General features: G+C 72.6%; 29 protein-coding genes. 28 read left to right on the plus strand and 1 reads right to left on the minus strand.

All coding sequences use genetic code 11. The features are described 5' to 3' along the window. The 20 genes from ACFCY1_RS21700 to ACFCY1_RS21795 all read left to right on the plus strand — a co-directional run bounded on the left by ACFCY1_RS21700 (window position 1) and on the right by ACFCY1_RS21795 (window position 19,184). A complete protein-coding gene (locus ACFCY1_RS21700) occupies window positions 1-264 on the plus strand; it encodes a hypothetical protein (RefSeq protein ID WP_375875641.1) in 264 nt (87 codons plus the stop codon). After that, window positions 257-4,051, plus strand: a complete 3,795-nt coding sequence (locus tag ACFCY1_RS21705; protein WP_375875642.1) for a hypothetical protein — start codon at window positions 257-259, stop codon at window positions 4,049-4,051. Before ACFCY1_RS21700 ends, ACFCY1_RS21705 begins: the two co-directional genes overlap by 8 nt. Next, complete coding sequence (locus ACFCY1_RS21710) at window positions 4,051-4,875, plus strand: hypothetical protein (RefSeq protein ID WP_375875643.1); 825 nt, start codon at window positions 4,051-4,053, stop codon at window positions 4,873-4,875. Before ACFCY1_RS21705 ends, ACFCY1_RS21710 begins: the two co-directional genes overlap by 1 nt. Before the next feature lie 12 nt (window positions 4,876-4,887). After that, window positions 4,888-7,716 (plus strand): hypothetical protein, encoded by a 2,829-nt coding sequence (locus tag ACFCY1_RS21715; RefSeq protein ID WP_375875644.1) that lies wholly within the window; start codon window positions 4,888-4,890, stop codon window positions 7,714-7,716. 17 nt (window positions 7,717-7,733) lie between these two features. Beyond that, complete coding sequence (locus ACFCY1_RS21720) at window positions 7,734-8,423, plus strand: hypothetical protein (RefSeq protein WP_375875645.1); 690 nt, start codon at window positions 7,734-7,736, stop codon at window positions 8,421-8,423. After that, a complete protein-coding gene (locus tag ACFCY1_RS21725; protein ID WP_375875646.1) occupies window positions 8,420-8,596 on the plus strand; it encodes a hypothetical protein in 177 nt (58 codons plus the stop codon). Before ACFCY1_RS21720 ends, ACFCY1_RS21725 begins: the two co-directional genes overlap by 4 nt. A gap of 17 nt (window positions 8,597-8,613) precedes the next feature. After that, complete coding sequence (locus ACFCY1_RS21730; RefSeq protein ID WP_375875647.1) at window positions 8,614-8,835, plus strand: hypothetical protein; 222 nt, start codon at window positions 8,614-8,616, stop codon at window positions 8,833-8,835. 403 nt (window positions 8,836-9,238) lie between these two features. Continuing rightward, on the plus strand, window positions 9,239-9,547 hold the full coding sequence (locus tag ACFCY1_RS21735) for a hypothetical protein (RefSeq protein WP_375875648.1): 309 nt from the start codon (window positions 9,239-9,241) through the stop codon (window positions 9,545-9,547). Window positions 9,548-9,851: 304 nt separating this feature from the next. Next, window positions 9,852-11,075: a recombinase RecT gene (locus ACFCY1_RS21740; RefSeq protein ID WP_375875649.1), complete on the plus strand. Its 1,224-nt coding sequence runs from the start codon at window positions 9,852-9,854 to the stop codon at window positions 11,073-11,075. 80 nt (window positions 11,076-11,155) lie between these two features. Next, window positions 11,156-12,430: a hypothetical protein gene (locus ACFCY1_RS21745; RefSeq protein ID WP_375875650.1), complete on the plus strand. Its 1,275-nt coding sequence runs from the start codon at window positions 11,156-11,158 to the stop codon at window positions 12,428-12,430. A gap of 145 nt (window positions 12,431-12,575) precedes the next feature. After that, window positions 12,576-12,806, plus strand: coding sequence for a hypothetical protein (locus ACFCY1_RS21750; protein WP_375875651.1), 231 nt, complete (start codon window positions 12,576-12,578; stop codon window positions 12,804-12,806). Window positions 12,807-12,875: 69 nt separating this feature from the next. Continuing rightward, window positions 12,876-13,721 carry a hypothetical protein gene (locus tag ACFCY1_RS21755; RefSeq protein ID WP_375875652.1) on the plus strand — a complete coding sequence of 282 codons (846 nt, stop codon included), beginning with the start codon at window positions 12,876-12,878 and terminating at the stop codon, window positions 13,719-13,721. Beyond that, complete coding sequence (locus ACFCY1_RS21760) at window positions 13,718-14,617, plus strand: hypothetical protein (protein WP_375875653.1); 900 nt, start codon at window positions 13,718-13,720, stop codon at window positions 14,615-14,617. The genes ACFCY1_RS21755 and ACFCY1_RS21760 overlap by 4 nt, the downstream gene beginning before the upstream one ends. Further along, window positions 14,614-15,549 (plus strand): hypothetical protein, encoded by a 936-nt coding sequence (locus ACFCY1_RS21765; RefSeq protein ID WP_375875654.1) that lies wholly within the window; start codon window positions 14,614-14,616, stop codon window positions 15,547-15,549. Before ACFCY1_RS21760 ends, ACFCY1_RS21765 begins: the two co-directional genes overlap by 4 nt. Continuing rightward, window positions 15,546-15,905: a hypothetical protein gene (locus ACFCY1_RS21770; RefSeq protein ID WP_117490258.1), complete on the plus strand. Its 360-nt coding sequence runs from the start codon at window positions 15,546-15,548 to the stop codon at window positions 15,903-15,905. Before ACFCY1_RS21765 ends, ACFCY1_RS21770 begins: the two co-directional genes overlap by 4 nt. Further along, complete coding sequence (locus ACFCY1_RS21775; RefSeq protein ID WP_375875655.1) at window positions 15,902-16,378, plus strand: 6-pyruvoyl tetrahydropterin synthase family protein; 477 nt, start codon at window positions 15,902-15,904, stop codon at window positions 16,376-16,378. Before ACFCY1_RS21770 ends, ACFCY1_RS21775 begins: the two co-directional genes overlap by 4 nt. Continuing rightward, window positions 16,375-17,109, plus strand: coding sequence for a 7-carboxy-7-deazaguanine synthase QueE (locus ACFCY1_RS21780; protein ID WP_375875656.1), 735 nt, complete (start codon window positions 16,375-16,377; stop codon window positions 17,107-17,109). Before ACFCY1_RS21775 ends, ACFCY1_RS21780 begins: the two co-directional genes overlap by 4 nt. Next, the gene (gene folE / locus ACFCY1_RS21785) at window positions 17,106-17,699 is read left to right on the plus strand and encodes a GTP cyclohydrolase I (protein ID WP_375875657.1); all 594 of its coding nucleotides are present in this window, start codon (window positions 17,106-17,108) and stop codon (window positions 17,697-17,699) included. Before ACFCY1_RS21780 ends, folE begins: the two co-directional genes overlap by 4 nt. A gap of 99 nt (window positions 17,700-17,798) precedes the next feature. Then, window positions 17,799-18,269: a hypothetical protein gene (locus ACFCY1_RS21790; protein ID WP_147409209.1), complete on the plus strand. Its 471-nt coding sequence runs from the start codon at window positions 17,799-17,801 to the stop codon at window positions 18,267-18,269. Between the two features lie 441 nt (window positions 18,270-18,710). After that, entirely contained in the window at window positions 18,711-19,184 is a 474-nt protein-coding gene (locus tag ACFCY1_RS21795) for a hypothetical protein (RefSeq protein ID WP_375875658.1), read from the plus strand. A 103-nt stretch (window positions 19,185-19,287) separates the two neighbouring features. Here ACFCY1_RS21795 and ACFCY1_RS21800 read toward each other — a convergent pair whose 3' ends face one another. Then, entirely contained in the window at window positions 19,288-19,431 is a 144-nt protein-coding gene (locus ACFCY1_RS21800; RefSeq protein WP_375875659.1) for a hypothetical protein, read from the minus strand. An 848-nt stretch (window positions 19,432-20,279) separates the two neighbouring features. Here ACFCY1_RS21800 and ACFCY1_RS21805 point away from each other — a divergent pair. From ACFCY1_RS21805 to ACFCY1_RS21840, 8 genes are all read left to right on the plus strand, one after another. Next, complete coding sequence (locus ACFCY1_RS21805) at window positions 20,280-20,807, plus strand: hypothetical protein (protein WP_375875660.1); 528 nt, start codon at window positions 20,280-20,282, stop codon at window positions 20,805-20,807. 180 nt (window positions 20,808-20,987) lie between these two features. Further along, on the plus strand, window positions 20,988-22,076 hold the full coding sequence (locus ACFCY1_RS21810) for a hypothetical protein (RefSeq protein WP_375875661.1): 1,089 nt from the start codon (window positions 20,988-20,990) through the stop codon (window positions 22,074-22,076). A gap of 244 nt (window positions 22,077-22,320) precedes the next feature. Continuing rightward, the gene (locus ACFCY1_RS21815; RefSeq protein WP_375875662.1) at window positions 22,321-22,863 is read left to right on the plus strand and encodes a hypothetical protein; all 543 of its coding nucleotides are present in this window, start codon (window positions 22,321-22,323) and stop codon (window positions 22,861-22,863) included. Window positions 22,864-22,978: 115 nt separating this feature from the next. Further along, on the plus strand, window positions 22,979-23,944 hold the full coding sequence (locus ACFCY1_RS21820; protein WP_375875663.1) for a LysM peptidoglycan-binding domain-containing protein: 966 nt from the start codon (window positions 22,979-22,981) through the stop codon (window positions 23,942-23,944). Between the two features lie 152 nt (window positions 23,945-24,096). Then, window positions 24,097-24,699 carry a hypothetical protein gene (locus tag ACFCY1_RS21825; RefSeq protein ID WP_375875664.1) on the plus strand — a complete coding sequence of 201 codons (603 nt, stop codon included), beginning with the start codon at window positions 24,097-24,099 and terminating at the stop codon, window positions 24,697-24,699. Between the two features lie 61 nt (window positions 24,700-24,760). Then, window positions 24,761-24,991 carry a hypothetical protein gene (locus tag ACFCY1_RS21830; RefSeq protein ID WP_375875665.1) on the plus strand — a complete coding sequence of 77 codons (231 nt, stop codon included), beginning with the start codon at window positions 24,761-24,763 and terminating at the stop codon, window positions 24,989-24,991. 86 nt (window positions 24,992-25,077) lie between these two features. Then, on the plus strand, window positions 25,078-25,434 hold the full coding sequence (locus ACFCY1_RS21835; RefSeq protein ID WP_375875666.1) for an HU family DNA-binding protein: 357 nt from the start codon (window positions 25,078-25,080) through the stop codon (window positions 25,432-25,434). Next, window positions 25,431-25,871: a hypothetical protein gene (locus ACFCY1_RS21840; protein WP_375875667.1), complete on the plus strand. Its 441-nt coding sequence runs from the start codon at window positions 25,431-25,433 to the stop codon at window positions 25,869-25,871. The genes ACFCY1_RS21835 and ACFCY1_RS21840 overlap by 4 nt, the downstream gene beginning before the upstream one ends. Window positions 25,872-25,972: the final 101 nt, after the last annotated feature.

The following is a 25,972-nucleotide window of genomic DNA, read 5'->3' on the forward strand; positions in this document are numbered from 1 at the left end:
ATGCGGGGGCTGCCTGCCGAGGCCCTGCTGCGCCGGGACGAGGCGGAGGTCGGCGCGGACCGCTGGGGCCTGACGCAGGAGCTGCTGGCGCAGTTGGTGGAGCTGGTGTCGGTGTTGGCGGCGGAGCACCGACTGCGCCGGCCGGTTGAGCTGCCGCGCCCGGCCTACCTGAGCACTGGCCGCGCGCGCGGGCGGGGCGGGCAAGGCATGGCCCGGGCGGTCGCCGTGCTGCGCCGTAGCGGGAAGGCGGCCGACCGTGGGTGAGGAGATCGACTCCGGCCGCCTCGTGGTGGAGGTCGTCGCCGACTCGACTGGGTTCGCGACGGATGCCCGGGCGCGCGTTGATGCGGCGGTGCGCAACCTGCGGGCCAAGATCCGGCTGGACCCGGACGCCTCCGGGCTGCGCGAGCGCGTCGAAGCCGCCGCGCAGGCCACCCGCGCCCGCATCAAGGTCACGGTCGACGTCGACGTTGCCGGGCTGCGCCAGCGTGTCCAGGCGGCCACGCAGGCCTCCCGCGCCCGCATCAAGGTCGCCGTCGACCCGGACACCTCCGGGCTGGCGGAGAAGGTCCGGGCGGCGACCGCCCGCGCCGCGTACGTGCGCGTCGGTGTCGGCCTCGACACCGGGAACCTGCGCCAGCGCGTGCGGGCCGCCGCCGAGGCGGCCGCGGCCACCGTCAAGCTCGACCTGGACGTCGAGACGGCCGGTCTGCGTGCCCGCGTCAGGGAGGCGCTGGCCGGCCTGTCGGTGCGGGTGCGGGTCGACGTCGACACCGCCGCCGCGACCACCCGCCTCGCGGCGTTCCGCACGCTCGCGTCCCGGCCGGTCGACGTCCCCCTCAACGCCCGGGGCTCCGCCGGCGGCGGCGAGTCCGGCGGGTTCCTTCAGGCCGCCGAGGGCTTCGGCTCCACCGTCGCCGGGCTGGCCCGCCTGCCCGCGATGGCCTCCGGGGCGCTCGCCCTCGGCCAGGCCCTCACCCAGGTCGCCGCCGGGCTCTTCGCGATGGGCGCGGCAGCCGCGCCTGCGGTCGGCCTGCTCGGTGCCCTTCCCGGAGCGGCGGGCGCCGCCGTCCAGGGCCTGGGCACCCTGCTGGCTGCGTTCTCCGGCATCGGCGCCGCCGTCAAGGCCCTCGGCCAGGCGGACAAGCAGTCCGCCGGAGCGGCGGGCGCCTCCGCGCAGGCCCGGCAGGCCGCCGCCGACCGGGTGGCGGACGCGCAGCGCCGACTCGGCACCGCCCAGCGCGACAGCGACGAGCAGGCCCTGCGGGGGGCCGAGCAGGTCGCGCAGTCCCGGCGCCGGCTGGCCGACGTCCAGGAACGGGCGGCGGCGCAGGTCGCCGCCGCCGACCGGCAGCTGGCGGCGGCGGAGCTCACGGTCACCCGGGCGCACCAGGCCGCCGCGCAGGCGCAGCAGGCGCTGAACGACGCCCGGCAGGCCGCGCAGCGCACCCTGGAGGACCTGAACCGGGACGCGGCCCGGGGGCCGCTGGAGGAGCAGAAGGCGCTGCTGTCCCTGGAGCAGGCCCGCTCCCGGCTCAACCAGGTCAACGTCTCCCCGTTCTCGTCGGAGACGGACCGGCGCGAAGCCCAGATCTCCTACCAGGAGGCGGTCAACCAGCTCGAGGACGTCCGCACCCGCAACAAGCGGCTCGCCGAGGACGTCAGGAAGGCCAACCAGCAGGGCGTCGAGGGCAGTGACCAGGTCACCTCCGCGAAGGAGCAGGTGGCCCGCGCCCAGGAGGCCGAGCAGGACGCGGTCCGGGGCGTCCAGGAGGCCGAGCAGCAGGCCGCCCGCGCCCGCGTCGAGGCGGTGCGCGAGGTCCAGGACGCGCACAACGACCTCGACAAGTCCGTCCGCGAAGCGGAGCGCCAGCAGAAACGTTCCGCCGAGCAGGTAGCGGACGCGCAACGGGACGTCGCCCGCGCGCTGCGGGACCAGTCCCAGGCGCTGAACTCCGCCGCCGGAGCCGCCAGCGCCGCCGAGCAGGCGCTCACCGCGCTCTCCCCGGCCGGGCAGCGCTTCGCCCGGTTCATCTCCGGCACGGTGCAGCCCGCCCTGCGCGGGCTGCGGGACACCGCGCAGGAGGCGCTGCTGCCTCCGTTGGAGAGGGGGATCGGCCGGGCTCTGAGCCTGCTGCCGATCTTCAACCGTGCGATCGGCGACACCGGGCAGGTACTCGGCCAGGCCGCCGAGCGCGGCGCGGAGATGGCCGCGTCCGGGCCGTGGCGGGCGGACCTGGCGCAGGTCGCCTCGACCAACACGCGGGTCATCGGCTCGCTGGCGAACGCCGGCCTGAGCGCGGCCGACGGCCTGCGCAACATCACGGTCGCCGCCGCGCCGCTGCTGGAGCGCCTCGCCGGCGCCGCCGAGCGCGGCTTCGCCCTGGCCGCCGCGTTCATCCAGGCCCGCCGCGACGGCGGCCAGCTCGAAGGGTTCTTCCAGCGCGCCGGTGACACCGGCGCACAGCTGTGGGGCATCCTGCGGGACATCGGCGCCGGTGTCCTCAACATCGGGCGCGCCGCCGCCCCCGCCGGACAGCAACTCCTCAACTCGCTCGCTCTGGCAGCGAGTTCCTTCCGCACGCTCACCGGCGAAGGCGAGACGCAGGCCAAGCTCGCCGGATACTTCGCCAACACCGTCCCCGTCCTCCAGGAAGTCGGGCGGCTGGTCGGCGCCTTGGGTGTCGCCTGGTTCAACTTCACCAACAACCCGGCACTCGCGCCGCTGATCGCCCGGCTGCGCACCGAAGTGCTGCCCACGGTCGTGCAGTTGGCTAGCTCGCTCGGCAACGGCCAGCTGTGGGACCAGCTCCTCGGACTGCTCTCCTCGATCGTCGGCATCGCCGCCCAGCTCGGCGGCCTCGGCAACACCTTGTCCGGGTTCCTGTTCGTCATCCAGGCCGTCGCCACGGCCGTGCAGGTGCTGCTGTCGATCCCCGGCATGGGCGCCTTCGTCTCGGCGCTGCTGACGGTGGCCGGCGTCGCGGGCGGGATCATGTTCGTCGCCAACGCGATCGGCGCCGTGCGCGGCGCCCTGACCCTGCTGTCCGCCAACCCGATCATGCTGATCGTCGCCGCTGCCGCCGCCCTGGTGCTCGGGTTCGTCACGGCCTACCAGAAGGTCGACTGGTTCCGTAACGCGGTCAACGGGGCGATCAGCGGGCTTGCCGACGGCGTGCGTTCCGCGCTCGACGGCATGGTGTCCTTCGCGGCCTGGTCGTGGGGCAAGCTGTCGGGGATCTTCGCCCCGCCGATCCGCTTCCTGGTCAACACCGTGTACGACGGCGGGATCCGCAAGGCCTGGAACTGGATCGCCGACGCCTTCGGCCTCGGCAAACTGCCCAGCTTCACCGTCGGGTTCGCCCGAGGCGGTGTCGTGCCCGGCTACGCTCCCGGCCGCGACACCGTGCCCGCCATGCTCTCCCCCGGCGAAGGCGTGCTCGTGCCGCAGGCCGTGCGCCAGCTCGGCGGAGAAGGCGGCATCACTGCCCTCAACGACGCCGCCCGCGCCGGACGGCTCGCCGAGGCCGGCGCGCCCGTGCAGGGCTTCTTCCTCGGCGGCCTCGTCGACGGCGCGATCGACAAGATGCGCGGCTGGGCCGCCGGAGCCCTGGCCAAGGCCCTCAGCCCGGTGAGGGGCTGGTTCAACTGGATGCCCGACACCGCGTGGGGCGGCATGCTGCGCGGCATGGTCAACCGGGCCGTGGACGGCGTGCTGGCGTTCGTACGCGGCTACGCCACCGGGGGAGTGGTGCCCGGCTACGCGCCCGGCCAGGACAGCGCCCTGGCCCGCCTCAGCCCCGGCGAAGGCGTCCTCACGCCGCAGGCCGTACGGGGCCTCGGAGGTGGCGGCGCCGTCAGCGCCATCAACGCCGCCCGCGGGCAGCTCGCCGACGGCGGCGGCCAGGGCGAGCGCATCGGCACTGTCATCTCGCCCGGCGCGATCGTGCAGTACATCACCAACCCGCTGCCTGAGACGCCCGGCGAGACCGTCAACAACCGGCTGCGGGCCCTCGCCAGCTTCGGCCTGTTCGACAAGGAGAGCGCCTGATGGCCCGCGAACGCTGGCTGGTGGACGGCTACGACCTCACCGACGGCCTGGTGCGCGACGTCGAGTACCGGGCCGGCCTGACCGGCACCCCGGCCGTCATCGGCGCGAACGCCACCGTGCCCAACAAGATCGGGGAGCTGTGGAGGCCCAAGCACCACGGCCCCGGCAAGTTCACCCTCGCCCTGTGGCTGGCCCCCGCCAAAGGCGGCTGGCAGGACGTCGAAGCGGCGTGGGAGGACCTGCTGCGCGTCGTCGCCCGCCCGCACCGGCTGCTCGCCTTCGAGCGGCACACCGCCGCCGGCCAGATCCGCCGCTGCGAAGGCGAGGTCCTGTCCGCGCTCACCCCGACCCCGCTGGGCCACAGCGGCATGCGCATCAGCCTGGAGGTCAACGTGCCCGCCGGGTACTGGGTGTCCGCCGACACCAGCACCCAGGCGACCGGGCCCGGCGCGCCCGTGCCCCAGGACCTGGCGTTGACCGAGTTCGCCGACGCCACCGCGCCCATGGAGCAACTCGCCTACCTGCTCTCCGGCCCGATCACCGCCCCGACCGTCACCGACACCACCGACGGAACCGGCGACTCCTTCACCTACACCGGGCAGATCGGCGCCGGGCAGACCCTCACCGTGGACGCCGCCACCTGGCAGCTGACCGGCACCGGCGGCCTCGTCCCCGACCCGGGCCGCCTGACCCTCACCGGGCCCGCCTTCCTGCGCCTGGCCCCCGGCAGGCCCGGCAAGCCGCCGAGCGTGCGCCTGACCGGCACCAACACCGGGCCCACCACCCGGCTTGCCGTCACCGGCCGCCGCGCCTACCTGACCTGACCGGAGAACACCGTGGCCGTGCACCTGCGTATCTCCAGCCCGAGCGGCAGCCTGCTCGGGCTGCTGCCCTACCCCGCCGACCTCAAGACGCAGGCCGAACACAACGGCGCCGGCGCGCTGACCTTCACCTACCCGCGCAACGCCCCGGGCGCCGGCCTGCTGTCCGGAGACGACCCGCGGCTCTCCCTCGTCATCGACGGCGTCGAGCAGCCCGAGCGGTACCTGCTGGAGGACGACGGCGACGACCCGGCCGACGACGCGGGCGAGGCCCGGCCGGTCCAGGTCGGCTGCCGGGGCGCTCTCGCCCTGCTGGAGCGCGCCGTGATCTACCCGGTCGGCCACGCCCCCGGGCAGGCCGTGCAAGGGCTCGACGCGCACTTCCCGTTCGTCAACGCCACTCCCGGAGCGATCCTCGCCACCCTGCTTCAACGCGCCCAGGCCCGCGGTGCCCTGCCCGAGGTCAGCTGGGACTTCACCTCCGCCGCCGACAGCGCCGGACGCCCCTGGCCCACCACGTACACGGTTCAGTACGACGCCGGCGGCGACTTGCTCAAGACCGTCGCGGCGATCACCGGCGCGGGATGGGCGGATGTGCGGATGGAGAGCTACCGGCTGCGCGCCTACGTGCCCGACACCGCGTGCGCCACCGACCACCCCGGCATCGTGCTGTACCTGGGCCGGGACGTCCTCAAGGGCCCCCGGCAGCGCTCCCGCCGTTCGGTGCGCTCCCACCTGCTGGCGGCCGGCGACTCCGGCAACCTCGCCGAAGTCGTCAACCCGACGGCGGCCGCCCGCTACGGACGCCGCGAGGCCTTCGACGGCCGGGGCGGCATCACCGACGGCGCCACCCTCGCCGAACTCGCCCGCGTCACCCTCGGCGGTATGGGCGCCGCCTCCGAGGGCTTCACGATCGAGCTGGACCCGGCCGCCACCCGGCACCGGCCCGGCACCGACTACCGGCCCGGGGACTACATCCGCTACGACCAGCGGCGCACCGACCCGGCCACCCTGGAGCCGCTGAGGGTACGCACCATCGCCACCACGTACGACGAGGCCGGCCAGCCCACCAGCAGCCTGGAACTGAACGACCTGTTCGTGGAGCAGCGCATCCGGGTCCAGCGACAGCTGGACGCCCTCACCAACGGCTCCGCGACCGCCTCCCGTACCCCGCTGCCGCCGCTCGGCGACCGCAACGACACCGTCGCCCCCACGGCCCCGGACGCGGTGCTGCTCGGCTCCTGGGCCTACCTGGACCGCAACGGGCAGCAGCACGCCGCGCTCGCGGTGTCCTGGCCCGCGGTGACGCGGAACGCCGACGGCACCGTGTACGACGACGCCGGCAACTACTACGTCTCCTACCTGCTGCCTGGCCTGCGGATCGCGGGGCGGGACCCGCAGTGGTCCCCCGAGCAGGCCGTCAACGGAACCATCGCGCACTACGACCAGCTGCCCGCCGGGCAGCGTGTCCAGGCCCGGGTGCGCACCGTGGACGCCTCCGGGAACTCCTCCACCTGGCGGCTGTCGGAGGAGACCATCCTCGCCAGCGACACCACCCCGCCCCCGGTGCCGTCGAAGCCCGTGGTGTCCTCGCTGATCGGCGCGGTGCGGGCCGTGTGGGACGGACGCGGCGCGCAGGGCGAGGAAATGCCAGCGGACTTCGCCGAGTTGGAGGTGCACGCCTCCACGGCGGCCGGGTTCGCCCCCAGCGCGGCGACGATCGTCGACCGGCTCGCCGGAGCGGCGGCCGCCCCGATCACCGGCCTGTCCTACGGCACCACCTACTACGTCAAGTTCGTCGCCCGGGACCGGGCGGGAAACGCCTCGCAGCCGTCCGCCGAGGCCTCCGCCGTCCCGACCGTCGTCATCAGGTCCGACCTCGCCGACCAGATCATCGGGACGGCCCAGCTCGCGGACGCCACGATCATCGGCGCGAAGATCGCGCTGGCGACCATCCAGGACGCCAACATCGGCACGGTGTCCGCCAGCAAGCTCACGGTCGGCAAGCTCAACGCGGACATCACGGTCTCCGCGCGCATCAAGACCTCCGACACCGGCGCGAGGGTCGAGCTGAACTCCGGCGGCATCGAGGCGTGGAACGCCAACGGGGTGAAGACCATCGCCGTCTCCGCGACCACCGGCGACGTGCGGATCGTCGGCGGCCTGTCCAGCGGAACCACCGGACAGCGCATCGAGATCAACCCCGGCGGGGGACTCCCGGAGATCCGCTTCTTCCCCACCAACGGCAACAACTACGCCTTCATCAACGCGGTCGGAGGGGGCAACGGCGCGGCGTACATCGGGCTGAACAGCGGCACCTTCCCGCACAACGGGCAGTCGACGGCCTACCGGCTCTACCTGACCGAGTACGTCTCCGCCCTGGAGACCATCCGCACCGATACCCAGAAGCCCTGGGGCGGCACCGTCCGGATGAACGCCAGTGAGGGCGCCGCCCTCACCTACATGGTCGAGGACAAGGTCCACGGCTACGTGATCGCATCGCAGGGAGGCGCCCAGTTCGGCCGGCGCAACGACGACGGCAGCGACAGCGAACTGTGGCTCGACAACTCGGCGTTGCAGTACAAGGGCACCTTCCCGAACTACTGGTACACCGAGCCGGACCGCGGGCTGTTCACCGGCACCGCCGGGATGACCAACTGGACGGCCATGTCGCTCTCCTACGGGCCGACGATGAAGTCCCCGATGGTGCCGATCGTCACCCTGCGGGACTGGCAGGCGGTCCGGGCCTGGCAGGTCACCGCGTCCAGCCTCACCGGCTTCACCACCACCCTCGCCTCCGCCAGCGCCGACGGCTCCGTCGGCTTCTGGTGCTACCGCATCTGACAGGAACGGGGATCACCATGCCCGAGCAGTACCGGGTGCTCGACACCACCCGGATCAACGTCGGATCCACGCCGTGCTGGGCCGTGCGCCAGCAACGGCCCGACGGAGAGCACCACATCACCATCTTCCCGACCTCCTCACTGGAGTGGCGGGCCGCCGAGTACGACATCGACCACACCACTCCGGCCGGCATCGACATGATCCTCGACATGCTGCTCCACGAGCCGTTCGTCCCGGACCCGCTGGAGAACGGCCACACCGACCCGGCCGCCGCGAAGGGACTCACCGCCCCCGCCACCCAGGCGGTGAACGGCCTCGCCGCCGGGGACACCGAGCCTGTCACCCTGCACAACGCGCCCGACCGGGCCACCGCCCGCCAGGCCCACCTCGACCGGATCGCCCACGCCAAGCGGACCCGTGTCGCCGTCACGGCCGGCCCCGCCGCAGGCACGCTCCGAGCGGCGGCAGCACGGCCCGCGCAGGACCCCCTCGACGTGATCCGCCGCAACCACGGCATCACCCCCGAGGGCGTGGCGGCCAAGGCTGAACTCGTGGAGCAGGCCCGGCAACAACTCGCCCAACCCCAGCCGTCCCCCGACGGCACTACCGCCCGCTCCGACCCGAAGGCCTTCACCACACCGGTGTGGGACGCCGCCCTGCCCCGACGCGACGAAGCCCACCAGGGCAACGGAGACGAGACGGCATGACCAACCACCCGACCCCGGAACAGCTCGACCACCTGCTCGGCACCGCCGACCGCCGCCGGCTCACCCCCGCCGAAGCGACCCTGCTGAGAGCCGGCGTCCGGCGCCTGCGGAAGTCGGCCGCCTGCGCATGCACCCGGCCGACCACCGGCGACACCCCCAGCCCGGCCAAGTGAACGGAGCCCCCACCACCATGGCGCACACCGCAGAACCCATCACCGTGGACGCCGAGCCGTACATCGCCCGGCTGCGCACCCAGATGGCCGAGGCCTGGGGCCAGGCACAGGCAGCACTCGCTCTCGCCCGCGAGGAGAACGCCGTACGCGCCGCGCGGGAAGCCGACCAGGCCCGCCGGATCGCCGAACTCGAAGCCACCGTCGCCGAACTGCGATCCGCCGCCTCGACGCGACCGTAGGCACCGCCGCGCCCTACCGTCCCCCGCTGTGGAACCGGACCCGGACGACCAGCAGCCTCCCGCTGGCCGACGACACCGACGGAGGGCCAGATGGAGCGAGATCACCGGATGGAAGACGGTCCGGGACCTGGTCCTGTTCCTGATCGGAGCGGTCGTGATCGTGAGGGAGGCGTGGACGCCGCCGGTCGACCCGAGCGTGATCATCACGGGCCTGACCCTTGCGGGGCTGCCGGCCGTGCTGTCAAGGGACGAGCGGCCGCCACGGGAGTAGCCCCGCGCACCGGCCCTCTGCTGGCCCGCTACCGGTTCACCGCCGGCTACCTGGCCGCGGCCGGCGCCGCGATCGCCGCGACCTGGCCGCTGTGAACCACCCGCCCCGCCCCACAGACCACCGGAGACGACCGTGAACATCCTCACCGACACCGAGGCGTGGGGCCTGCTGCTCGGCGCCCTCACTCCCTGGGCGACCTCGCTCATCCAGCAGCCCGACTGGAGCAAGGGGGTACGGACCCTCATCGGCACCGTGGCGTCCGCGACCGTCGGCATCGCTACCGTCCTCGCCCGCGGGGACATTGCCCATGTGCAGACCGCCCTGACCACCGTCGCCCTCGCCGTCGTGGCGTCCAAGACGTTCTACGACGGCCTGTGGCAGTACGCCGGTGCCGGAGCACTGGAGCGCGCGACAGCCCCGGACCGCCGGTCCGGATGGTGACCGGCCCTGTGTCGGCGGCCGGCGCTACCCTAGAGTGATGATGTGGCCGCCGGGCCGACCGACCGCGTGCTCTGGCAACAAGCCCTTCGGGGCTGTCTCCTATCAAGGGGAGCACGCGGACCCGGGCGGATTCGCAACCCGCGGGCCCGGCGGCCACACTTCCTAATCTCCCTTCTCCGCAGCCGATTTGGCCACGTGGTGGGTGTTCCCACGTGCACGCCGGTAGCGGGAGGGTGGAGGCAGGCAGCCACACCGGGGCCTGCGAACCCCGGTGCCGCCACGGAGACAAGGAAGGCACCCTGAGGTGACAGCACCCACAGAGCAGACCCAGCCCGTGTCCGAGCAGGTCACTCCGCTGACGGACAACCGCGCGGAGATGACCATCGAGACGGCCGACCAGGTCCTCGAGATCACCGGCGAACAGCGGTTCTGGACGAAGGCCCAGCGCGCGGCGATAGCCACCATCGGCCTCAAGGACGCCCCGATGGCTGAGCAGGTCACGTTCTTCCACATCTGCAAGAGCACCGGTCTGGACCCCTTCCGCCGCGAGATCTACTACATCCCGCGCAAGCGCAAGGTGTTCGGCCAGGACGAGATCTACTACACCGCGCAGACCGGGATCGACGGCTTCCGGCACATCGGGCAACGGAGCGGACGCTTCATCCGCCGCATCGGCCCGTTCTGGACCGGTCCCGAGACCGACCCCGCATGGTGGATCCAGGGCGAAGACGGGATCAACCGCCGCCGATGGGTGGAGGTGTGGCTCGCTCCCGGACTGCCCGCCGCCGCGATGTGCCGCATCGAGCACTACAGCATCGCAGGTGACCCGACAGTCAGTCAGGCCGTGGCTCTGTTCAGTGAGTTCGCGGTGACCAAGGACGAGTGGGTGCGCGGCGAACGGACCGGGCAGAAGGTGCTCTCGGGGCTGTGGCCGACCATGGGCGTCCACATGATCGGCAAGGTGGCCGAGGCCCAGGCGTGGCGGGTGGCCTTCCCCCGCGAGTTCGTCAACATCTACGAGCACGCCGAGATGGAACAGGCCGACGCCGCCCAGACCAACCAGGTTCGAGAGGACTCGACACAGCGTCGCAAGGCGGCCCGCGCCCAGGCGCAGCCGGGCACGGTGATCCCCGGCACCGTCGTCACCGCCTCCACCCGCACCGCCCCCGAGGAGAGCACGGAGCAGGGCACACCGGTGACTGGCGCGGAGGCAGGCGAGCCGACCGCCGGACCGGAAGACGAGCCGCCCACCGCAGATGAGCTGCGCCGTGAGCTGCACGCCTACGCCTCCGTGATGGGCAGCACCGTCGACAAGATCACCCACCGGTGGCGGGAGGCTACGGGGACCAGCCTCGACGAGGCAACTGGCGGGCAGCTTGCCGTCCTGCTCGCCGAGCTGCGCCCCTACGTTCTTGCCGCGCTGGGGTCCCACCCCGAGGCGGCCGAGCACGTCGAGGCCGGCGGCCTGCTGATCCGGCTCGACCCCGACACCACCGTGTGGGGCAGAGAGGACGCCCGTCAGGGCTAGCCCGCTTCTCCCCGGCCACCCCACCCGCAGGGCCGCGCCCCGACCGCGCGGTCCTGCGGGCCTGCCCACACGGACACCTCATGAAGCTCCCCATCGAGCGAGCCCGTACGCTCGCCGACGCCCGCCTCATCGGGCCCAGCCCCCTTCCGTGCCGGTGCGGCGCGCCCCGGCACGCGCACCGGGGACAGAAGCGCTCCGGCGGCCACCCCGCCACCAGCTGCGCCCGCTACCGCCGCGACCCCGCCGACATGCTCCTCGAACGCGCCCAGGCGGCGGCCCACAGCCGGCTCGGCGACGACCTCGCGGCATCCGAGCGCACCGGCCGCCGCCGACGCTCCCGCCGCCCCAAGAAGCCCGGCCAGTGGTCGATCGGCGCGTCCGACACCAGCTCCTGCCGCCGCGCGATCTGGTACCGGGAGAACCCGCCGCCCGGCTACACCCCGGCCCCCGTGGACCGGCGCGCGGCCCGGGCCGGAACCCTGATCCACGACTCGGTGTCCCGCCGCCGGCGCGCCCTCTACCCCTGGCGGCTGTACGAGCAGTCCGTCACCCTGCCGGGCCTGGACCGGCCGAGCCGCTACGACGAGTACGACCCGGTCACCGGCGTCCTCTACGACTACAAGACCGCCGGGGACTGGAAGTGGGCGCTGGTCGGCGACGACGGCCCGCCCGAGACCGAGTGGGACCAGACACAGCTGTACGCCCTTGCTCTGCACCTCGCTGGCGAGCGGGTGACCGAGGTGAGGATCGTCTACTTCGAGCGCAAGAGCGGCGCGGACGAGGAGTTCACCCGGCCCTTCGACGAGCAGGCCGCCCGTCGCGCACTCGGCCGGTTGACCGCGATCGCCACGGCCCTCGACCTGGGCACCGCACTGCCCCGGGACAGGTCCGGGCCGAGCACCGACGTGATCTGCAAGCGGTTCTGCCCGGCCCGCACCGACTGCTGGAGCATGGCAGAGGCCCAGGCCGCTGGCCGTTCCCCGGAGTCGTACACCCTCGTCACCGACAGGTCCGACGTCGAATGGGCGCTCGGCGAGTACGACCGGCACCGCGCCGCGAAGTCCGCCGCCGAGAAGGCGCAGAACGTCGCCAAGGCGCTGCTCGACGGGGTGCAGCCCGACACCTACGGCGACTACGAGTACGTGCGCACCGCCGGACGGCTCAAGGACCCCGAACCGGACTATCAAGGACGCGTCCGGCAGCTCGAAGCGTTCTGGGACAACCCGCCCAACGAGCGCCCCGCACTGCACGAACTCGACTACCCCACCAAGCGGACCCGTACGAGCGGCAGCACCCAGGTCCGCCGGGTGCGCGCGGCCAAGCGCGGCGACCCGCCGGCACGTGGACGCCGGTAAGGCCGCCAAACCCTGCGCGCATCAGTCCCCCTGGCCAGGCGCTCCCTGCCTGCGCCTGGCCAGGTCCACACCGGACGCTGAGGCGGCCCGCTGTCCGTCGCCTGATCTAACGTCCGGCCATCACAGGCCAGTTGAGAGGAACACCGTGACCAGCCCGCACGATCCCGCCCCAGGCGTCCCGCGCTCGCCCTGGTTCTCCCGGCAGTCGCCCGCCCTTCAGCCCGCCGCGTACCTCGTGCCGGTGCGGCCCTCCGGAGACCTCGGCGCACCGATCTACGAGCAGATGGTCGCCGAGTTCGGTGATCCGTTCAGCCCGTTCGGCCCGATCCGAGCCCGGTACCTGCACCGGCCCCTCGGCCGTCCGGTCGGAGGCTGAACCCCGACCCCAGCGCCGGAAGTTGCTCGACGCGACCTAACCCCGGGCGGCCGCCTAGGTTCCCCGCTCATGGCAGCCCCCCGCTACATCGACTACGTGCCGCTGGACGAGATCCGGCCCGCCGCCCGCAACCCGAAAGGGCACGACGACGACGGGCTGGATCGCTCCGTCGAGCAGTTCGACTTCACCGAGCCCGGCCTGCTGGACGAACGCACTGACCGGCTGGTGGCCGGACACGGCCGCTACGAGACCCTCGCGCGCCGCCGCGACGCGGGGAAGCCGGCCCCGGACGGGGTGGTCGTCACCGCCGACGGCACGTGGACCGTCCCCGTGGTGCGCGGCTGGGCATCCCGCGACGACGCCCACGCCGAGGCCTACCTGATCGCCTCCAACCAGCTGACCACCGTGGGCGGCTGGGACGGCGAGGGCCTTGCGGCGATGCTCTCCGACCTGGAGCAGGTCGACCCGGCGCTCTTCGCCGCCACCGGTTTCGATCACGCCCAGATTGACGCCATGCTCGAAGACGTCGCCGCGGGCGGCCAAGCCGACGACACGAGCGATGCGGACGACGACGGCGCTGCCGAGCCCGAGCAGATCAACCGCGGCGACCTCCTGGCCCTGGCCGGCGTCACCGTCGGCGAGCCCGAGCACCAGGTCGAGACCGGCCAGGTGTGGGAACTCGGCGACCACCGCCTCGTCGTCGCCGAGGTCTTCGACGGCTGGCCGCAGTGGGCCCCCCTGCTCATCGAGGGCAGCCTCTTCCTGCCCTACCCCACCCCGCTCGCCCCGCTCGCGGACCGGGCCGTCGGCCGACGCCTGGTGATGGTGCAGCCCGAGCGCTACCTGGCCGGTCACCTCCTCGACAAGTGGGAGCGGATCAGCGGCCAGACCCCCACGCTCCGGGACGAGTCGTGACGACCGCCCTGCCGACCGCCGGTGGCACCTTCGACCGGTCGGAGCGGCCCATCTACTTCACCGCAGGCGGCGGCGAGTTCAACGCCGGCCCGCACGTGCTGACGGCCGTCAACGAGGTGATGGGCGACGCCGAGGAACGGCGGCTACGCGACCTGCTGGACGCCGGATGCAAGGTGCTGCTCGACTCCGGGGTCTTCTGGCTCACCAACCGGCACAGCCGCGCCCACGGCGTCTCGATGGACGAGGCCCTGTCGCTCCCCCCGGAGCAGATCGACGGGTTCGCGGAACTGCGCGAGCGGTACGTCTACCTGGCCCGCACCTACGGCGACTGGCTGTGGGGCTACATCGAGCTGGACCAAGGCGGCCTGCTGCACAAACGGGCGCAGCGCCGAGCCCTGTACGACCTCGGCCTGTCGCCGATCCCCGTCTACCACCCGCTCGTGGACGGCTGGGACTACTTCGACGAGCTGGCCGAGCAGTACGACCGGATCTGCGTCGGCAACATCGTGCAAGCCCCTGCCCCGGTGCGGCTGCGCCTGCTCCACACCATCTGGGAACGCCGCCAGAAACACCCGCACCTGTGGATCCACGCGCTCGGCCTGACCGCCAACGAGTGGTGCCTGCCGCTGGCCCCGGACTCCTGCGACTCCTCGTCCTGGCTGGCCCCGCTGCGCTGGAACCACCAGAGGATCGAGACCGCGATGCTGCGCCGCGTCGGCAACCTGCCCGCCGGCTTCCGCTACGCCCCCGGCGACAGCGCCTCCTACCAGGCCGCCGCCCGGCTGTGCGCGGACGCCGCAACGGCGCTGGGCACCTGCTGGAGGCACGCCGCCCACCGCGTCCAGGAGCTGACTGGCGCCCCCGACGGCACCGCGCTGGAAGGGGCACAGCAGTGAGCCCGAGCCTCCAGCCCGCTGCGGTGAAGCGCACCGGCGGCGGCACGTTCGACCCGGCCGACCGGCACCTGTACTTCGCCGCCGGAGACTCCGAGTACTACCCGCACCACGTGCTGCTCGCCACCAACGACCTGCTCACCGCCGGCCACGAGCGGCGCCTGGTCAAGCTGCTGGACGCCGGACACCGCGTCCTGCTCGACTCCGGGATCTTCTGGCTCACCAACCAGTACAAGCGGGCCCACGGCGTCTCCATGGACGAGGCCCTGCGCCTGGCCCCGGAGGAGATCGACGGGTTCGATGACCTGTACTCCCGGTACGTCGAGCTGGTGCAGCGCCACGGCGAGCGGCTGTGGGGCTACATCGAGCTGGACCAGGGCGGCCGGGACAACAAGATCCGCACCCGCACCCGCCTCGAGGACGAAGGCCTCGCGCCGATCCCCGTCTACCACCCGCTCGTGGACGGCTGGGACTACTTCGATGAGCTGGCCGAGCAGTACGACCGGATCTGCTTCGGCAATGTGGTCCAGGCACCGGCGCCGGTGCGGCTGCGCCTGCTGCACACCCTCTGGGAACGGCACCGCCAGTACCCCGACCTGTGGGTGCACGTCCTCGGCCTGACGGTCAATGAATGGTGCCTGGCCGTCCCGCCGGACTCCTGCGACTCCTCGACCTGGATCGGCCCGCTGCGCTGGCCCAAGGTCCGCATCGACTCCGCGCTGCTGCGGCGCGTCGGCGAACTGGGCCGCGGATTCACGTACGACCTCGACCAGCCGGCCCACCCCACCCGCGGCCGTACCGCCTGCTGCCTGATGTGCGCGCAGACCGTCTCGGCGACCACCGCCGTGTGGCGGCTCGCCCGCACCACCCGCGACGAGCTGCTGGGGCAGCCGTCCTACCCGCTCCTCACCGAACCGGAGGCACGATCTTCGTGAAGCCACCTGCCACCGTCTGGGCCAAAGTCGAGCTGCCCGGATTCCACTACTGGCCTGCCGCGCCCGACCACCGCTCCTACCTGCGGGCCCGGCACCGGCACCTGTTCCACATCACGGTCGGCGTCGCCGTCGCCCACGACGACCGCGACACCGAGTTCCACGACCTCGGCGACCTGATCCGCGGCTGGTGGGGCCCGGGCGCCCGGGAGTGCGGGCCGGCCTCGTGCGAGACCCTGGCTCGCACCCTCGCCGACCACGTCAGGAGCGCCGGCCTGAGGGCGACGATGGTCGCCGTCTCCGAGGACGGCGAAGCCGGCGCGGTCGTGCACCTGGGGGACTCGGGGGAGCAGCTGTGAGCCACGCCGTCACCGTCCGCCACAACTTCGAGACGGCACACCGGCTGCCGCACCTCGCAGGGAAGTGCGAGAACCTGCACGGGCACTCCTGGGTGGTCGAGGTCACTGTGACCGCCCCGGTGCTCGCGGCCGGCACCGTTGTGGAGTTCGGCGCGTTCAAGCGGGCCCTGCGTACGTGGATCGACAGCTTCCTCGACCACGGCGCCATGCTCGGGGCCAGCGACCCGCTCGCCCCCGTCCTCGCCGGGCAGGGCAGCAAGCTGTTCCGCTTCGGTGCTGAGGATCCGACCGAGCAGGAGCAGCACGCCGCCGGCCTCGGCTGGCCGAGCGTGGAGGCCGTCGCCGAGCTGCTCGGCCGCGTCGCCACGGAGGCCCTGCACACCCTGCCCCGAGCCGCAGGGGCGTACGTCTCCCACGTCGGCGTGTCCGAGACCGCCGTCAACGCCGCCTCCTGGACGGCGGTGGCTCCGTGAGCGCCCTCGTCCTGCCGGACGCCGGCCTGCCCGTCGCCGAGACCTTCGGGCCCACCATCCAGGGAGAAGGGCCGACCGCCGGCCAGCGGGCCCTGTTCCTGCGCTTGGGCGGTTGCAACCTGGCCTGCGACTGGTGCGACACCCCGTACACCTGGGACGGCAAGCGGTACGACCTGCGCAAGGAGATCGGCCGCGTCCCGGTGGTCGAGCTCGCCGAGTGGGCAGCCGGGCACCCGCACGCGATCATCGTCATCACGGGTGGCGAGCCGCTGCTCCACCAGCGCACCGACGCCTGGCGCTCGCTGATGGCCGTGCTGCGCTACACCACCCGCCGCGTCGAGATCGAGACCAACGGCACCCTCGCGCCGCAGCCCGTCAGCCTCGGCGTACCGCGGCTGACCTTCAACGTCAGCGCCAAGTTGTCGAACTCCGGCATGCCGGAAGAACGGCGGATCAAGCCGGACGCCTTGGAGGTCTTCGCGGACCTCGCCCACCGCGGCCGCGCCCGCTTCAAGTTCGTCGCCGCCGGCCCGGACGACCTGGAGGAGATCGCCGCTCTGGTTGAGCGCTTCTGCCTTCCCCCGCACGCGACCTGGGTGATGCCCGAAGGGACCACCGCCGAGCGCACCATCGAGGTCGCCCGGGCCCTGGCCGACGACGTGATCGCCCGCAACTGGAACCTGACGATGCGGCAGCACGTGCTGCTGTGGCCTGGAGAACGCAACCGATGACCACCCCTGCCAACACCGCCGACCTGGCGCGCGCGGCCGAGCACGCCGCCGGCCTGCTCGCCGCCCTCGGCATCCCGTGCGACACCGAGTCCACCGCGGCCACCCCGCGCCGCATGGCGAAGGCCCTTGCCGAGCTGACCGCCGGCGTGCGCCTGGATCCGGCCCGGCACCTCGCCGTCACCTTCCCCCCGGAAGGAGAGCGGGCAGGGCTGATCGCCGCCGTCGACGTGCCGTTTACCGCCCTCTGCGAGCACCACGTGCTGCCGTTCACAGGCCGGGCCGCCGTCGCCTACCTGCCGACCCCGGGAGCCCGCATCGTCGGCCTGTCCAAGCTCGCCCGGCTCGTCCAGGAGTTCGCGGCCCGGCCACAGGTCCAGGAGCGACTGGGCCAGCAGGTCGTCGACGCCCTCGGTGCGCACCTTGATATCCAGGGCGCTGGCTGCCTGATCCGTTCCCAGCACGCCTGTATGACCGCGCGCGGCGCCCGCGCGCACGGCGCCGCGATGGTCACCACCCACCTGACCGGGGCGCTCCACGCCGACCTGGCCCGTCGCGCCGAAGTGCTCGCCCTCATGCCGCCACCAGCCTGACACGTAAGGGGAGTTGTGCCCAAGCGGGCTGTTCCACGGGAGGATGGCAGGGCCAGGCCGGGACCGCGAATCCCGGCCGTCCACACCAAGGAGACGACGATGCTGCTTAGGGTTCCTGTTGACCTGCCTGCCACCGTGCTGCGGGTCGGCGACCTCCGCGGGTTCCTGGGGGTGCTGCCCGGAGACCTGCTGGTTGTCGCCGACTGCCCCGGGCAGGGCGGCCCGGTCCGTGTCCCGCTGGGTTGGCCGGTGAAGGCTGCGGTGCGCGACGAGTCCGGTCAACGCGTGCCCGTGATCGGCCTCCCGCAGGTCGGCGCGGACGACGAGTACGCCATGACGGCCTCGCACCTGTACGGGCTCCTCGCGGACCTGCCCGTGGACGCGCTCGTGGTGGCGGTCTGGGAGGCCGAAGACGGCCCCCGCCAGACAACGGTCGGCACTCCCGAGTTCGGCGACCTCGTCAACGAGGACTCCGGGCTCACCATCCGTGCGGTCGTGCTGCCCGCCGTGCTCAGCGGCGCGACCGGCACGGCCTACGACGAGATCGCCTACAACCTCGGCTGGGAGTAGCCGGAGAGGCCACTGGCCCCCGGGCGCCTACTGCTGGCAGTAGGCGCCCGGGGCCCTGGCGTGTCGCCGCCTCGTGTGGGGTGCGGGTGGCAGGTGGCCAGTTGTGCGACTGCTGGCCGGCGCCCGGCCGCAGGCCAACGTCCGGTGGCGGATCGGCAGCCACACGAGCGGGCCGGTGGGTCGATGCGAGCCAGGGCGGCCGACGGCTTGATCCGAGCGCGGGACTGCGGTTCCCGCGCGGCACACCGCGGTGACCGCCGCCCACCTGCCTGGCGCGCTCGGCGTCGGCTCAGTAGGACACGTCGAGGACCTCCGCCCCGTGGTAGTCAAATCCTTTATTTAGCAGGTGAGTTGTTCCCATGGGTGCTGGAGGGGCTGGAGGATGGCAGAGCCAGACCGGGACCGCGAACCCCGGTCGCCGACAGGTCGAGGAGACCCACCATGACGGTTCTGACTGTTCCCCTTGAGGTGCCCGACGAGGTCCTGCGTGTGCGGGACCTGCGCAAGTACCTTTCTCTGCTGCCGGACGAACACCTCGTCACCGCCGACTTCGGTGGCCTCAACGGGGCTGCGGGCTCGTTGCTTGGATGGCCTGTGAGGGTCTCGGTGCCCGACGAGTCCGGGCGGCAGGTCCCTGTGGTCGCCCTGCCTCACGTCTCGGTCGCGGACACGAGTGTCGTCAGGGTCGCCTTCCTGCGCGTCCGGTTGGCCGACATGCCGGACGACGCCCTCGTGGTCACCGTCTGGGTGGACGACGATGGCACCCGCCAGAGCACCGTGAGCGCGCCGCTCAGGACCTTCTACGTGAGCGAGGCCACCGGAGTGACTATGCCTGCGGTGACCCTGCCGTTCGAGTTCAGCGGTGCCACTGGCTTCGCCTACGACGAGATCGTCGACACCCTCGGCTGGGAGTAGTCCAACAGCCAGGGTGGGCACCCCGTAAATTTACGGGGTGCCCACCCTCGCTCGACACCACATGCAAACGTTTGTAGGTGGTCGGCGTCCGGCCGCTGGCCTGCTACCGCCGGCGGAGCATCGACCACAGCACCGGGCCGGTGAGCCCGATGAGCGCCGAGGTGGCGGTCGGCCACCCGACCTGCTGGTGCAGGCTCGCCGTGGTCAGGGCGCCGTGGCCGCAGACCGCGAGGTCCCGCCAGGTCACCGGCCGGTCCGCCATGGAAGGCGGAGGCGTGGAGCCTTTGGGCTGTGTCATCATGGGCATCGTTCCATTTCTGCTAAACGCGTGCGGAAAAGCGGGACACGCGAGCCGCCCTTTCCCGAGGGCGGCTCGCATCCGCGCACCGATCCTAGGACTTGGCTGTTGCCTCGCCAAATCCTGAAAGTCGTCATACGAATCGCCCCAGCTGGCGGGTTCATGGATTTAGGCCATCGAAAGGCTGGGGCCCCGGTCGGCGATCCGAGGACCCCCTTGCCGCGCGGGGGTGGGCCCCCGATTGAGTCCCTGATCGTCATCCTGGGACCGTCGGGCGTGGGCCTGCATTCCTCCAAGTCGGCGCCGCTCCCTCGACCCGGCACCGGGCCCGTTATTACGATGCTGGAGGGTCCCTGCCGTCGCTCGGCGGTGCCTCTTTGACCGGCGGCGAGCTCCACCCGGGGCGCCGGATTAGCCTGAAAGGGCTAATGGACGCACACCCCAAGCGGGGTGTGCAAGGAGTCCAGGCAAAGCCATTGGCGCCGATTTCTGGAGCCTGAGTTCAGGCCATTGCGCCAGAAAGCATGCTTTAATTGAGGTGCCAGAACTGCATTTTCTGGACTTTCGACTCTCTGTGGGGGTCAAAAGCTTGAGAGTATTAGGCGTGTGAAACCCGGGCCGGTCGCTGGCCCGGTTTCCAGGCCCGGGTGCTCTCGGCGAGTCGTTGACCTGGGGTTCCGCGTACGGTCGGTTTCGTGAGTAGCCGCCGCGGTCGCCGTCCCGCCCTCGATCCGGAGGTAGAGAAACGGCTCCTGGATGCGGTGCGAGCGGGCGTTCCGGTCAGTGACGCGGCGCCGATGGCCGGCATTCATCCCAGCACCGTGTATCGGTGGCTGGAGCGCGGGGAGCAGGAGCAGCAGCGGCGGGAGGCTGGCCTGCGTGCCCGGTCCGGGGAGCAGGTGTTCTGCGAGTTCCGCGACAGGTTCACGCGCGCGCGCAGCGAGGGCAAGGCGCAGTTGGTGCTGCTCGTACGGAAGGCGGCGAGCGGCGGCCACGTGGTGCGGGAGCGTACCCGGACGGTGCGCGATCCGGAGACCGGCGAGCGGGTCGTGCAGGTCGAGCGGGACTTCGCTCAGCCGGACTGGCGGGCGGCCCAGTTCCTCCTCGCGTGCTTGGCGCCGGAGACGTTCGGCCGGGCGGCGCAGGCCCGGATCGAGGTCGCGCCGGCGGGCGGAGGCGAGCTGTCGGCGGCCGCGGTGGACCAGGGGGCCGGTGTCGAGCGGCTGGCGGTCCGGCTGGCCAAGATCCGGCAGGACTTCGCGGCGGAGCTGGAGGAGGACGCCGCGGTGGTCGACGCGGAGCTGGTGGACGGCCTGGAGGGCTGAGGCGAGGGTCTGTCGTTCCCAGGGGAGCGGGCCGGTTCCGTGCGTGATCGGCTCGGATGTCCGGGCAGGCCATGCTCTTCAACTCCTTTGCCATTTAAGGCTGTTGTTCCGATTGCCCTCCCTTGGCGAGTGTGGGCGCAGTCGGGCCAAATGGGCCCAAAGGGGGACAGGGGAGCCCGCATGGTGAGCAAGGACATCGAACTCGGCCGGGCCACGGCCGTGGTAGCCGAGCGGGTCGTCGGTGAGCTGACAGCGGCCGACCGTGTGTTGCACAAGGCCGGCCTCGGGGAGCTGCCGGACTACGCGATCAACGGGGGCGTCGTGCTCAGCGGCATCCCGCAGGACGTGCTGAATCTGTACGAGGTGCGGCAGTCGGCCACCCTGGCCGCGCTGTGGCGGCTGTGGGCGAGGGGGAAGAACGTCGCCGCGATGCACCCGGACATGGCTGCTGAGCTGACGACGTACCGGCTCGGCACGCTGCCGGGCGAGCTGTTCCGCAACCTCGGGCGAATCCCGAACATCATGGTCGTCTTCGCCGAGCCGCCCGCGATGGAGGTCAGTGTCGGCGGGACCGGTCCGGGGCGGCTGTTGGCGATCCTCTTCTGCGGGCGAACCGACCCGGACAAGCTGCTGTGCCTGACCAGCGACCATCGCATGGACGAGGTCGCCGTGACCGTGATCTGCGAGCCGCTGGCCGAGGACGGCACTCCGCTGCCTCCGCCTCCTGGTGGGACGACACCGGTGCTGGAGTACTGCCACCTGTCGATCCCGGCCAGGGCGGGCGACAGGTTCACCGCCGAGGACCTGGCGTTGAGGCTCGCGCGCAAGGCCGGTCGGACGGAACCGACTGCGGCAGAGCAGGCGCTGGCGACGCGGGCGCTTCAGGTCGCCGTCTACCTGTGCTCCTCGAAGGCGGACATCGTTCAGCCGGTGCCGCGAGGCAAGGCCGCCAAACCCGGCAAGCAGCGGCGATGGAACAAGCCGGACACCTTCCTACGCCTCGGCTGGCGGCTCGGCCCGCGCCTGAAGGCCGCCCGGGTGCGAGTCCAGGAGATGCGGCGCAGCGCTGCCCAGAGCACCGGAGGAGGCGGCGCAGCAGGAGGGTGGCGGCAGTACACGCACCTTCGGAGCGGGCACCTGAAGACCGTCTGGTACGGGCCGGGGAAGACGCTCTCCGACTCGCGGTTGATCGAGCCGTACTGGGTGTCGGAGGACCTGCTCGATGAGGACGGGCACGCCCCCGAAGGCATCATCCGGCCTCTGAGGTAAGGGTGTTGTCCGCTTCCGGGCGGGGTGGGGAGGGTGGTGGGGTCCGCCGGCACCGGGCCCCGCTCCTCGTCCCCGTCGGGGAAGGCCAGGAGTGGGCCGGAGCCTGTTGCAGCAGGCCGCCCTCCTTTCCCCTTCGGGGAGGGCGCGGTGCCGGAGTTGTGTCGCTCCGGCACCGCCGGGCCCCGGCGCTGGCGGACTTCCTGTTGCCGAGCCCCGCCGCGAACGGGGCCTCCCGGAGGACGAGATGACCAGCAAGGACCTGCCCGACCTGCCCCCCGCTCTGGCGGCCCGGCCGCGTGACGAGAAGCGAGGCCTGCCGATCCCCGTCGTCAACATGCACGACGGTGGTGTTGTCGACTTCGTGACCCTCAACGGCACGGCCGCCCTGCGGCTGGCCCTCGCGAAGCAGTGTTCGCTGTGCGACGAGCCGCTGGCGGGACCGGTCGCGTTCCTCGGCGGCCCGATGTCAGCGGAGGCGGGCCACTACTCGGACCCGCCGATGCACGAGGCCTGCGCGCAGGCCGCGCTCACCCTGTGCCCGCACATCGCCCGGCCGCACGCCCGCCGCGCCGGCGAGCGGCGCGTCGCGGAGGACGCCTCCATACCGGTCGGGTTCACCGAGGAGAAGCCCGAGGAATGGGTGCTGGTCATCGCGTCCGGCTACCTCGTCGGCGCCGTGCCCGCCGAGGGCGGCGGCCTGGTCCCGCTGTTTGTAGTGCGTGACCGGATGCGGGAGCGCCGATTCGGCTACCAGGACGGCGCGTTGACCGAGACACCCGCCGCCTGACAGCGCGACCTTAACGACAGGCCCGGCCTAGCGTCCCGGCACACCAACCAACCCGACCAGGGGAGGAAACCGTGCCGACCACCAACCAGGCCGACCGAGGGCGGGAGGCGAGCCGATGAAGCTCGTCTCCCGCTCCGAGTGGGGCGCCGCCGCGCCCACCGGCTCTTACACCCGCATCGGCGCCACCCGAGGCGTCAAGATCCACTACGAGGGCTCGGCGGTCCCCGGCGGCCTGCTGGGCGACCACGGCCGGTGCGCCGGCCACATGCGCGACATCCAGCGCTCCCACATCAACGATCCGAAGGAAGACTGGATCGACATCGCGTACTCGTTCATGGTGTGCCCGCACGGGTACGTGTTCGAGGGGCGAGGCCTCGGTCGCAGGAACGGGGCGAACGGCAACCCGGCATTGAACGGGGCGCACTACGCGGTGTGCTCGATGGTCGGCACCTCGGGGATCACCTCGCCGACCGACGCGATGCTCGACGGCCTGGTGGACGCCATCGAGTACTGCCGGGCGCAGGGCGGCGCCGGCGGCGAGGTCCGCGGCCACAAGGACGGCTATCCGACGTCGTGCCCCGGCGACGAGCTGTATGCCTGGGTGCAGCGCGGCGCGCCCCGGCCCGGCGGCGGGGGCGGCGACGGGACGCCCGACCCCCAGCCGTCGGGGGACAGTGCCGGCGTCTACACCGTGCAGTCCGGCGACACCCTCAGCGCGATCGCCGGGTGCTTCGAGACCGGCGTGGCGCAGCTGGTCGCGCTCAACGGCATCGCCAACCCGGACCAGATCCAGGTGGGCCAGCAGCTCCAGATCCCGGCCCCGCAGTTCCCGGGGCGCGAGCACTTCGTACTGGGCGCGCACAGCCCCTACGCGAAGCAGTTGCAGACCTGGCTCCAGGCGGGCGGCTGGGGCCCGCCCTACCGGGTCGGGCCGAGCGAGGACATGGAGCAGCTGGACCTGCGCAAGGTGCAGGCGCTTCAGGAGTACTACGTGGGCGACCTCGGGCCGGCGGACGGGCTGGCCGGACCGCTGACGTGGCTGTACGCCTACCAGACGGCCCACGGGCTTCGGGGTCGATAGGAGTCAACTCGGTCGCGGGGCGGGCGCGTTGAGTGTCCACCCCGAACTAAAAGTTACTGGAGTATTATTATTTGACTCAGGTCTGTTTTGTGCGAGGCTGGTCCTGCCAGCCGGGGACCGCGAACCCCCGGCCCGACGAAGGAGATAGCCCGATGACGAACGAGACCACCCCCGCCGAGGCCCCCGCCGAGGACGGAGCCCGCCGCCCCCGCCGGGCGGTGACCCTGCGCCTGGACCTGCGGACCCTGGCGGCCGTCGGCCTGGCCGGGGCCGGGTTCATCACCGGCACGCTGGTGATGAGCCGCCCGGCGGCCTCCCCGGCCCCCGGTGCCCAGTCCGCCCAGACCCCGGTGGCGCCGAGCCTGACGGCATCCCCGGCGCAGCTGGGCACCGAGGCCCCGACCGCCCCCGCGCTGCCGACCCCGGCCCCCGCGCTGGCGACCCTGACCCCGGCCATGGAGGCCGCCCCGGCCGCGCTGGCCGTCCCGGTGGCCTCCGAGCTGAGCCCGGCCCCGGCCCTGCCGTCGCAGCCCGGAGAGCAGGGCACCCCGGCCCCCGTCCCGACCGTGACCGTCACGGTCACCCACGTGCAGACCGTCCCGTCGGTCGGGACCCCGTCCCCGACCGGCGGCCCGAGCGCCTGCGTCCCGAACCCGTCCCCGTCCCCGACCGGTGAGGTCAGCCCGACCCCCGGGCCGAACCCGACCCCGACCAGCCCGCCGGTCACCCCCGGACGCCCGACCCCCAGTCACTGACCCCTGACCGGCCCCGCCCCCGGCGGGGCCGGTCAGCCTCCCGCCCGAAAGGACACCGCCCATGCGCGGCACCGCCCTGCTCGTCGGCTCCCTCCTCGCCGGACTGGTGCTCGGAAGCATCAGCGGCGCCGCCGTGGCCCGCAACGCCGACGGCCCCGCCCCGGCCCCGGCCCCGGCCGTCACCATCTCCCAGCCCGCCGACCCGCCCTGCCCCGCCCCGGCCAAGCCCGCCACGGGCTCGCCGCAGCCCTCCCCGGGCCCGACCCCGGTGCCCGCGCCCCGATCCGCGTAGGCACCCCGTAGACCCCCCGGGCCGGGCGACGTGACCACGCACCGTCCCCGGCCCGGGGTCCAACACCGAATCCAGGAGCCAGACCCATGACCGTCAACAAGCGCGTCCTCATCGACCGCATCGCCCCGACGCTCGGAGGCCGGCGACCCGCCGCCCTCGCCGTCGAAGCGGTCCTCGACGTCATCGTGCGCGCCGTCGTCGACGGCGAGCCGGTGTCCGTCACCGGCTTCGGCACCTTCGAGGCCGTCGAGCTCGCGAGCCGGACCGCCCGCAATCCCAAGACCGGCGACACGATGGTCGTGCCGGCCCGTCGAGTCCCCCGCTTCCGCCCCCACTCGCGGTTCCGCGACTTCGCCGACGGCCGCCGGGGCGTGCCGCAGGACGGTAGCGCGATCCGCAAGGACCCCAAGGGCACCCACACCTCGACCGGAGGTGCGGCATGAGCGGCCTCGCGGCGCGGCTGGCAGCACTGCTCGCCCAGTTCCAGCCCGAACCGCCGACCCCGTACATCCTGCAGCGCGACATCGACGTCTCCGGCGTCTCCGGCACGGGAGTGGTCGCGGAGGGGTGCATCTTCTCGTCCGCCGCCGGATCCACAGGCGTCACCCGCTGGCGTGGGGAGCGCGGCTCCACCGTCGCCTGGGACCACGCCGTCGACGTCGAGCCGATCCACGGCCACGACGGGGCGAGCCGCGTCGTCCTCCTGCCGGTGTCGGCCATGTTCGCCGCGCTCGTCTCCATCGCCGAACTCGGGCAGCAGCGAGGGGGCGACGAGCGGGCGCAGGGCTGGAACGAGGCGGTGTGCGCAGTCCAAGGCCTGGTCGAACGGGCCCTGGCGCCGCACCTGGCCGCCGCCGAGGAACGCGCCGAGCCCAGCTAGATTAACCTGAGATTATTTTATTGACCTAGGTCTACTTTTGGGGGAGGCTGGTCCTGCCAGCCGGGGACCGCGAACCCCCGGCCCGACCTAGGAGAGACAGA

Source organism: Kitasatospora sp. NPDC056273 (assembly GCF_042268845.1).
GTDB lineage: Bacteria > Actinomycetota > Actinomycetes > Streptomycetales > Streptomycetaceae > Kitasatospora.

What these genes read in the sequence shown, in the direction of transcription:
- ACFCY1_RS21700 (WP_375875641.1), top strand. Translation starts at nt 1, where the DNA reads ATGCGGGGGCTGCCTGCCGAGGCCCTGCTGCGCCGGGACGAGGCGGAG.
- ACFCY1_RS21710 (WP_375875643.1), top strand. Translation starts at nt 4,051, where the DNA reads ATGGCCCGCGAACGCTGGCTGGTGGACGGCTACGACCTCACCGACGGC.
- ACFCY1_RS21720 (WP_375875645.1), top strand. Translation starts at nt 7,734, where the DNA reads ATGCCCGAGCAGTACCGGGTGCTCGACACCACCCGGATCAACGTCGGA.
- ACFCY1_RS21725 (WP_375875646.1), top strand. Translation starts at nt 8,420, where the DNA reads ATGACCAACCACCCGACCCCGGAACAGCTCGACCACCTGCTCGGCACC.
- ACFCY1_RS21730 (WP_375875647.1), top strand. Translation starts at nt 8,614, where the DNA reads ATGGCGCACACCGCAGAACCCATCACCGTGGACGCCGAGCCGTACATC.
- ACFCY1_RS21745 (WP_375875650.1), top strand. Translation starts at nt 11,156, where the DNA reads ATGAAGCTCCCCATCGAGCGAGCCCGTACGCTCGCCGACGCCCGCCTC.
- ACFCY1_RS21755 (WP_375875652.1), top strand. Translation starts at nt 12,876, where the DNA reads ATGGCAGCCCCCCGCTACATCGACTACGTGCCGCTGGACGAGATCCGG.
- folE (WP_375875657.1), top strand. Translation starts at nt 17,106, where the DNA reads ATGACCACCCCTGCCAACACCGCCGACCTGGCGCGCGCGGCCGAGCAC.
- ACFCY1_RS21790 (WP_147409209.1), top strand. Translation starts at nt 17,799, where the DNA reads ATGCTGCTTAGGGTTCCTGTTGACCTGCCTGCCACCGTGCTGCGGGTC.
- ACFCY1_RS21795 (WP_375875658.1), top strand. Translation starts at nt 18,711, where the DNA reads ATGACGGTTCTGACTGTTCCCCTTGAGGTGCCCGACGAGGTCCTGCGT.
- ACFCY1_RS21805 (WP_375875660.1), top strand. Translation starts at nt 20,280, where the DNA reads ATGGCCGGCATTCATCCCAGCACCGTGTATCGGTGGCTGGAGCGCGGG.
- ACFCY1_RS21810 (WP_375875661.1), top strand. Translation starts at nt 20,988, where the DNA reads ATGGTGAGCAAGGACATCGAACTCGGCCGGGCCACGGCCGTGGTAGCC.
- ACFCY1_RS21815 (WP_375875662.1), top strand. Translation starts at nt 22,321, where the DNA reads ATGACCAGCAAGGACCTGCCCGACCTGCCCCCCGCTCTGGCGGCCCGG.
- ACFCY1_RS21820 (WP_375875663.1), top strand. Translation starts at nt 22,979, where the DNA reads ATGAAGCTCGTCTCCCGCTCCGAGTGGGGCGCCGCCGCGCCCACCGGC.
- ACFCY1_RS21825 (WP_375875664.1), top strand. Translation starts at nt 24,097, where the DNA reads ATGACGAACGAGACCACCCCCGCCGAGGCCCCCGCCGAGGACGGAGCC.
- ACFCY1_RS21830 (WP_375875665.1), top strand. Translation starts at nt 24,761, where the DNA reads ATGCGCGGCACCGCCCTGCTCGTCGGCTCCCTCCTCGCCGGACTGGTG.
- ACFCY1_RS21835 (WP_375875666.1), top strand. Translation starts at nt 25,078, where the DNA reads ATGACCGTCAACAAGCGCGTCCTCATCGACCGCATCGCCCCGACGCTC.
- ACFCY1_RS21840 (WP_375875667.1), top strand. Translation starts at nt 25,431, where the DNA reads ATGAGCGGCCTCGCGGCGCGGCTGGCAGCACTGCTCGCCCAGTTCCAG.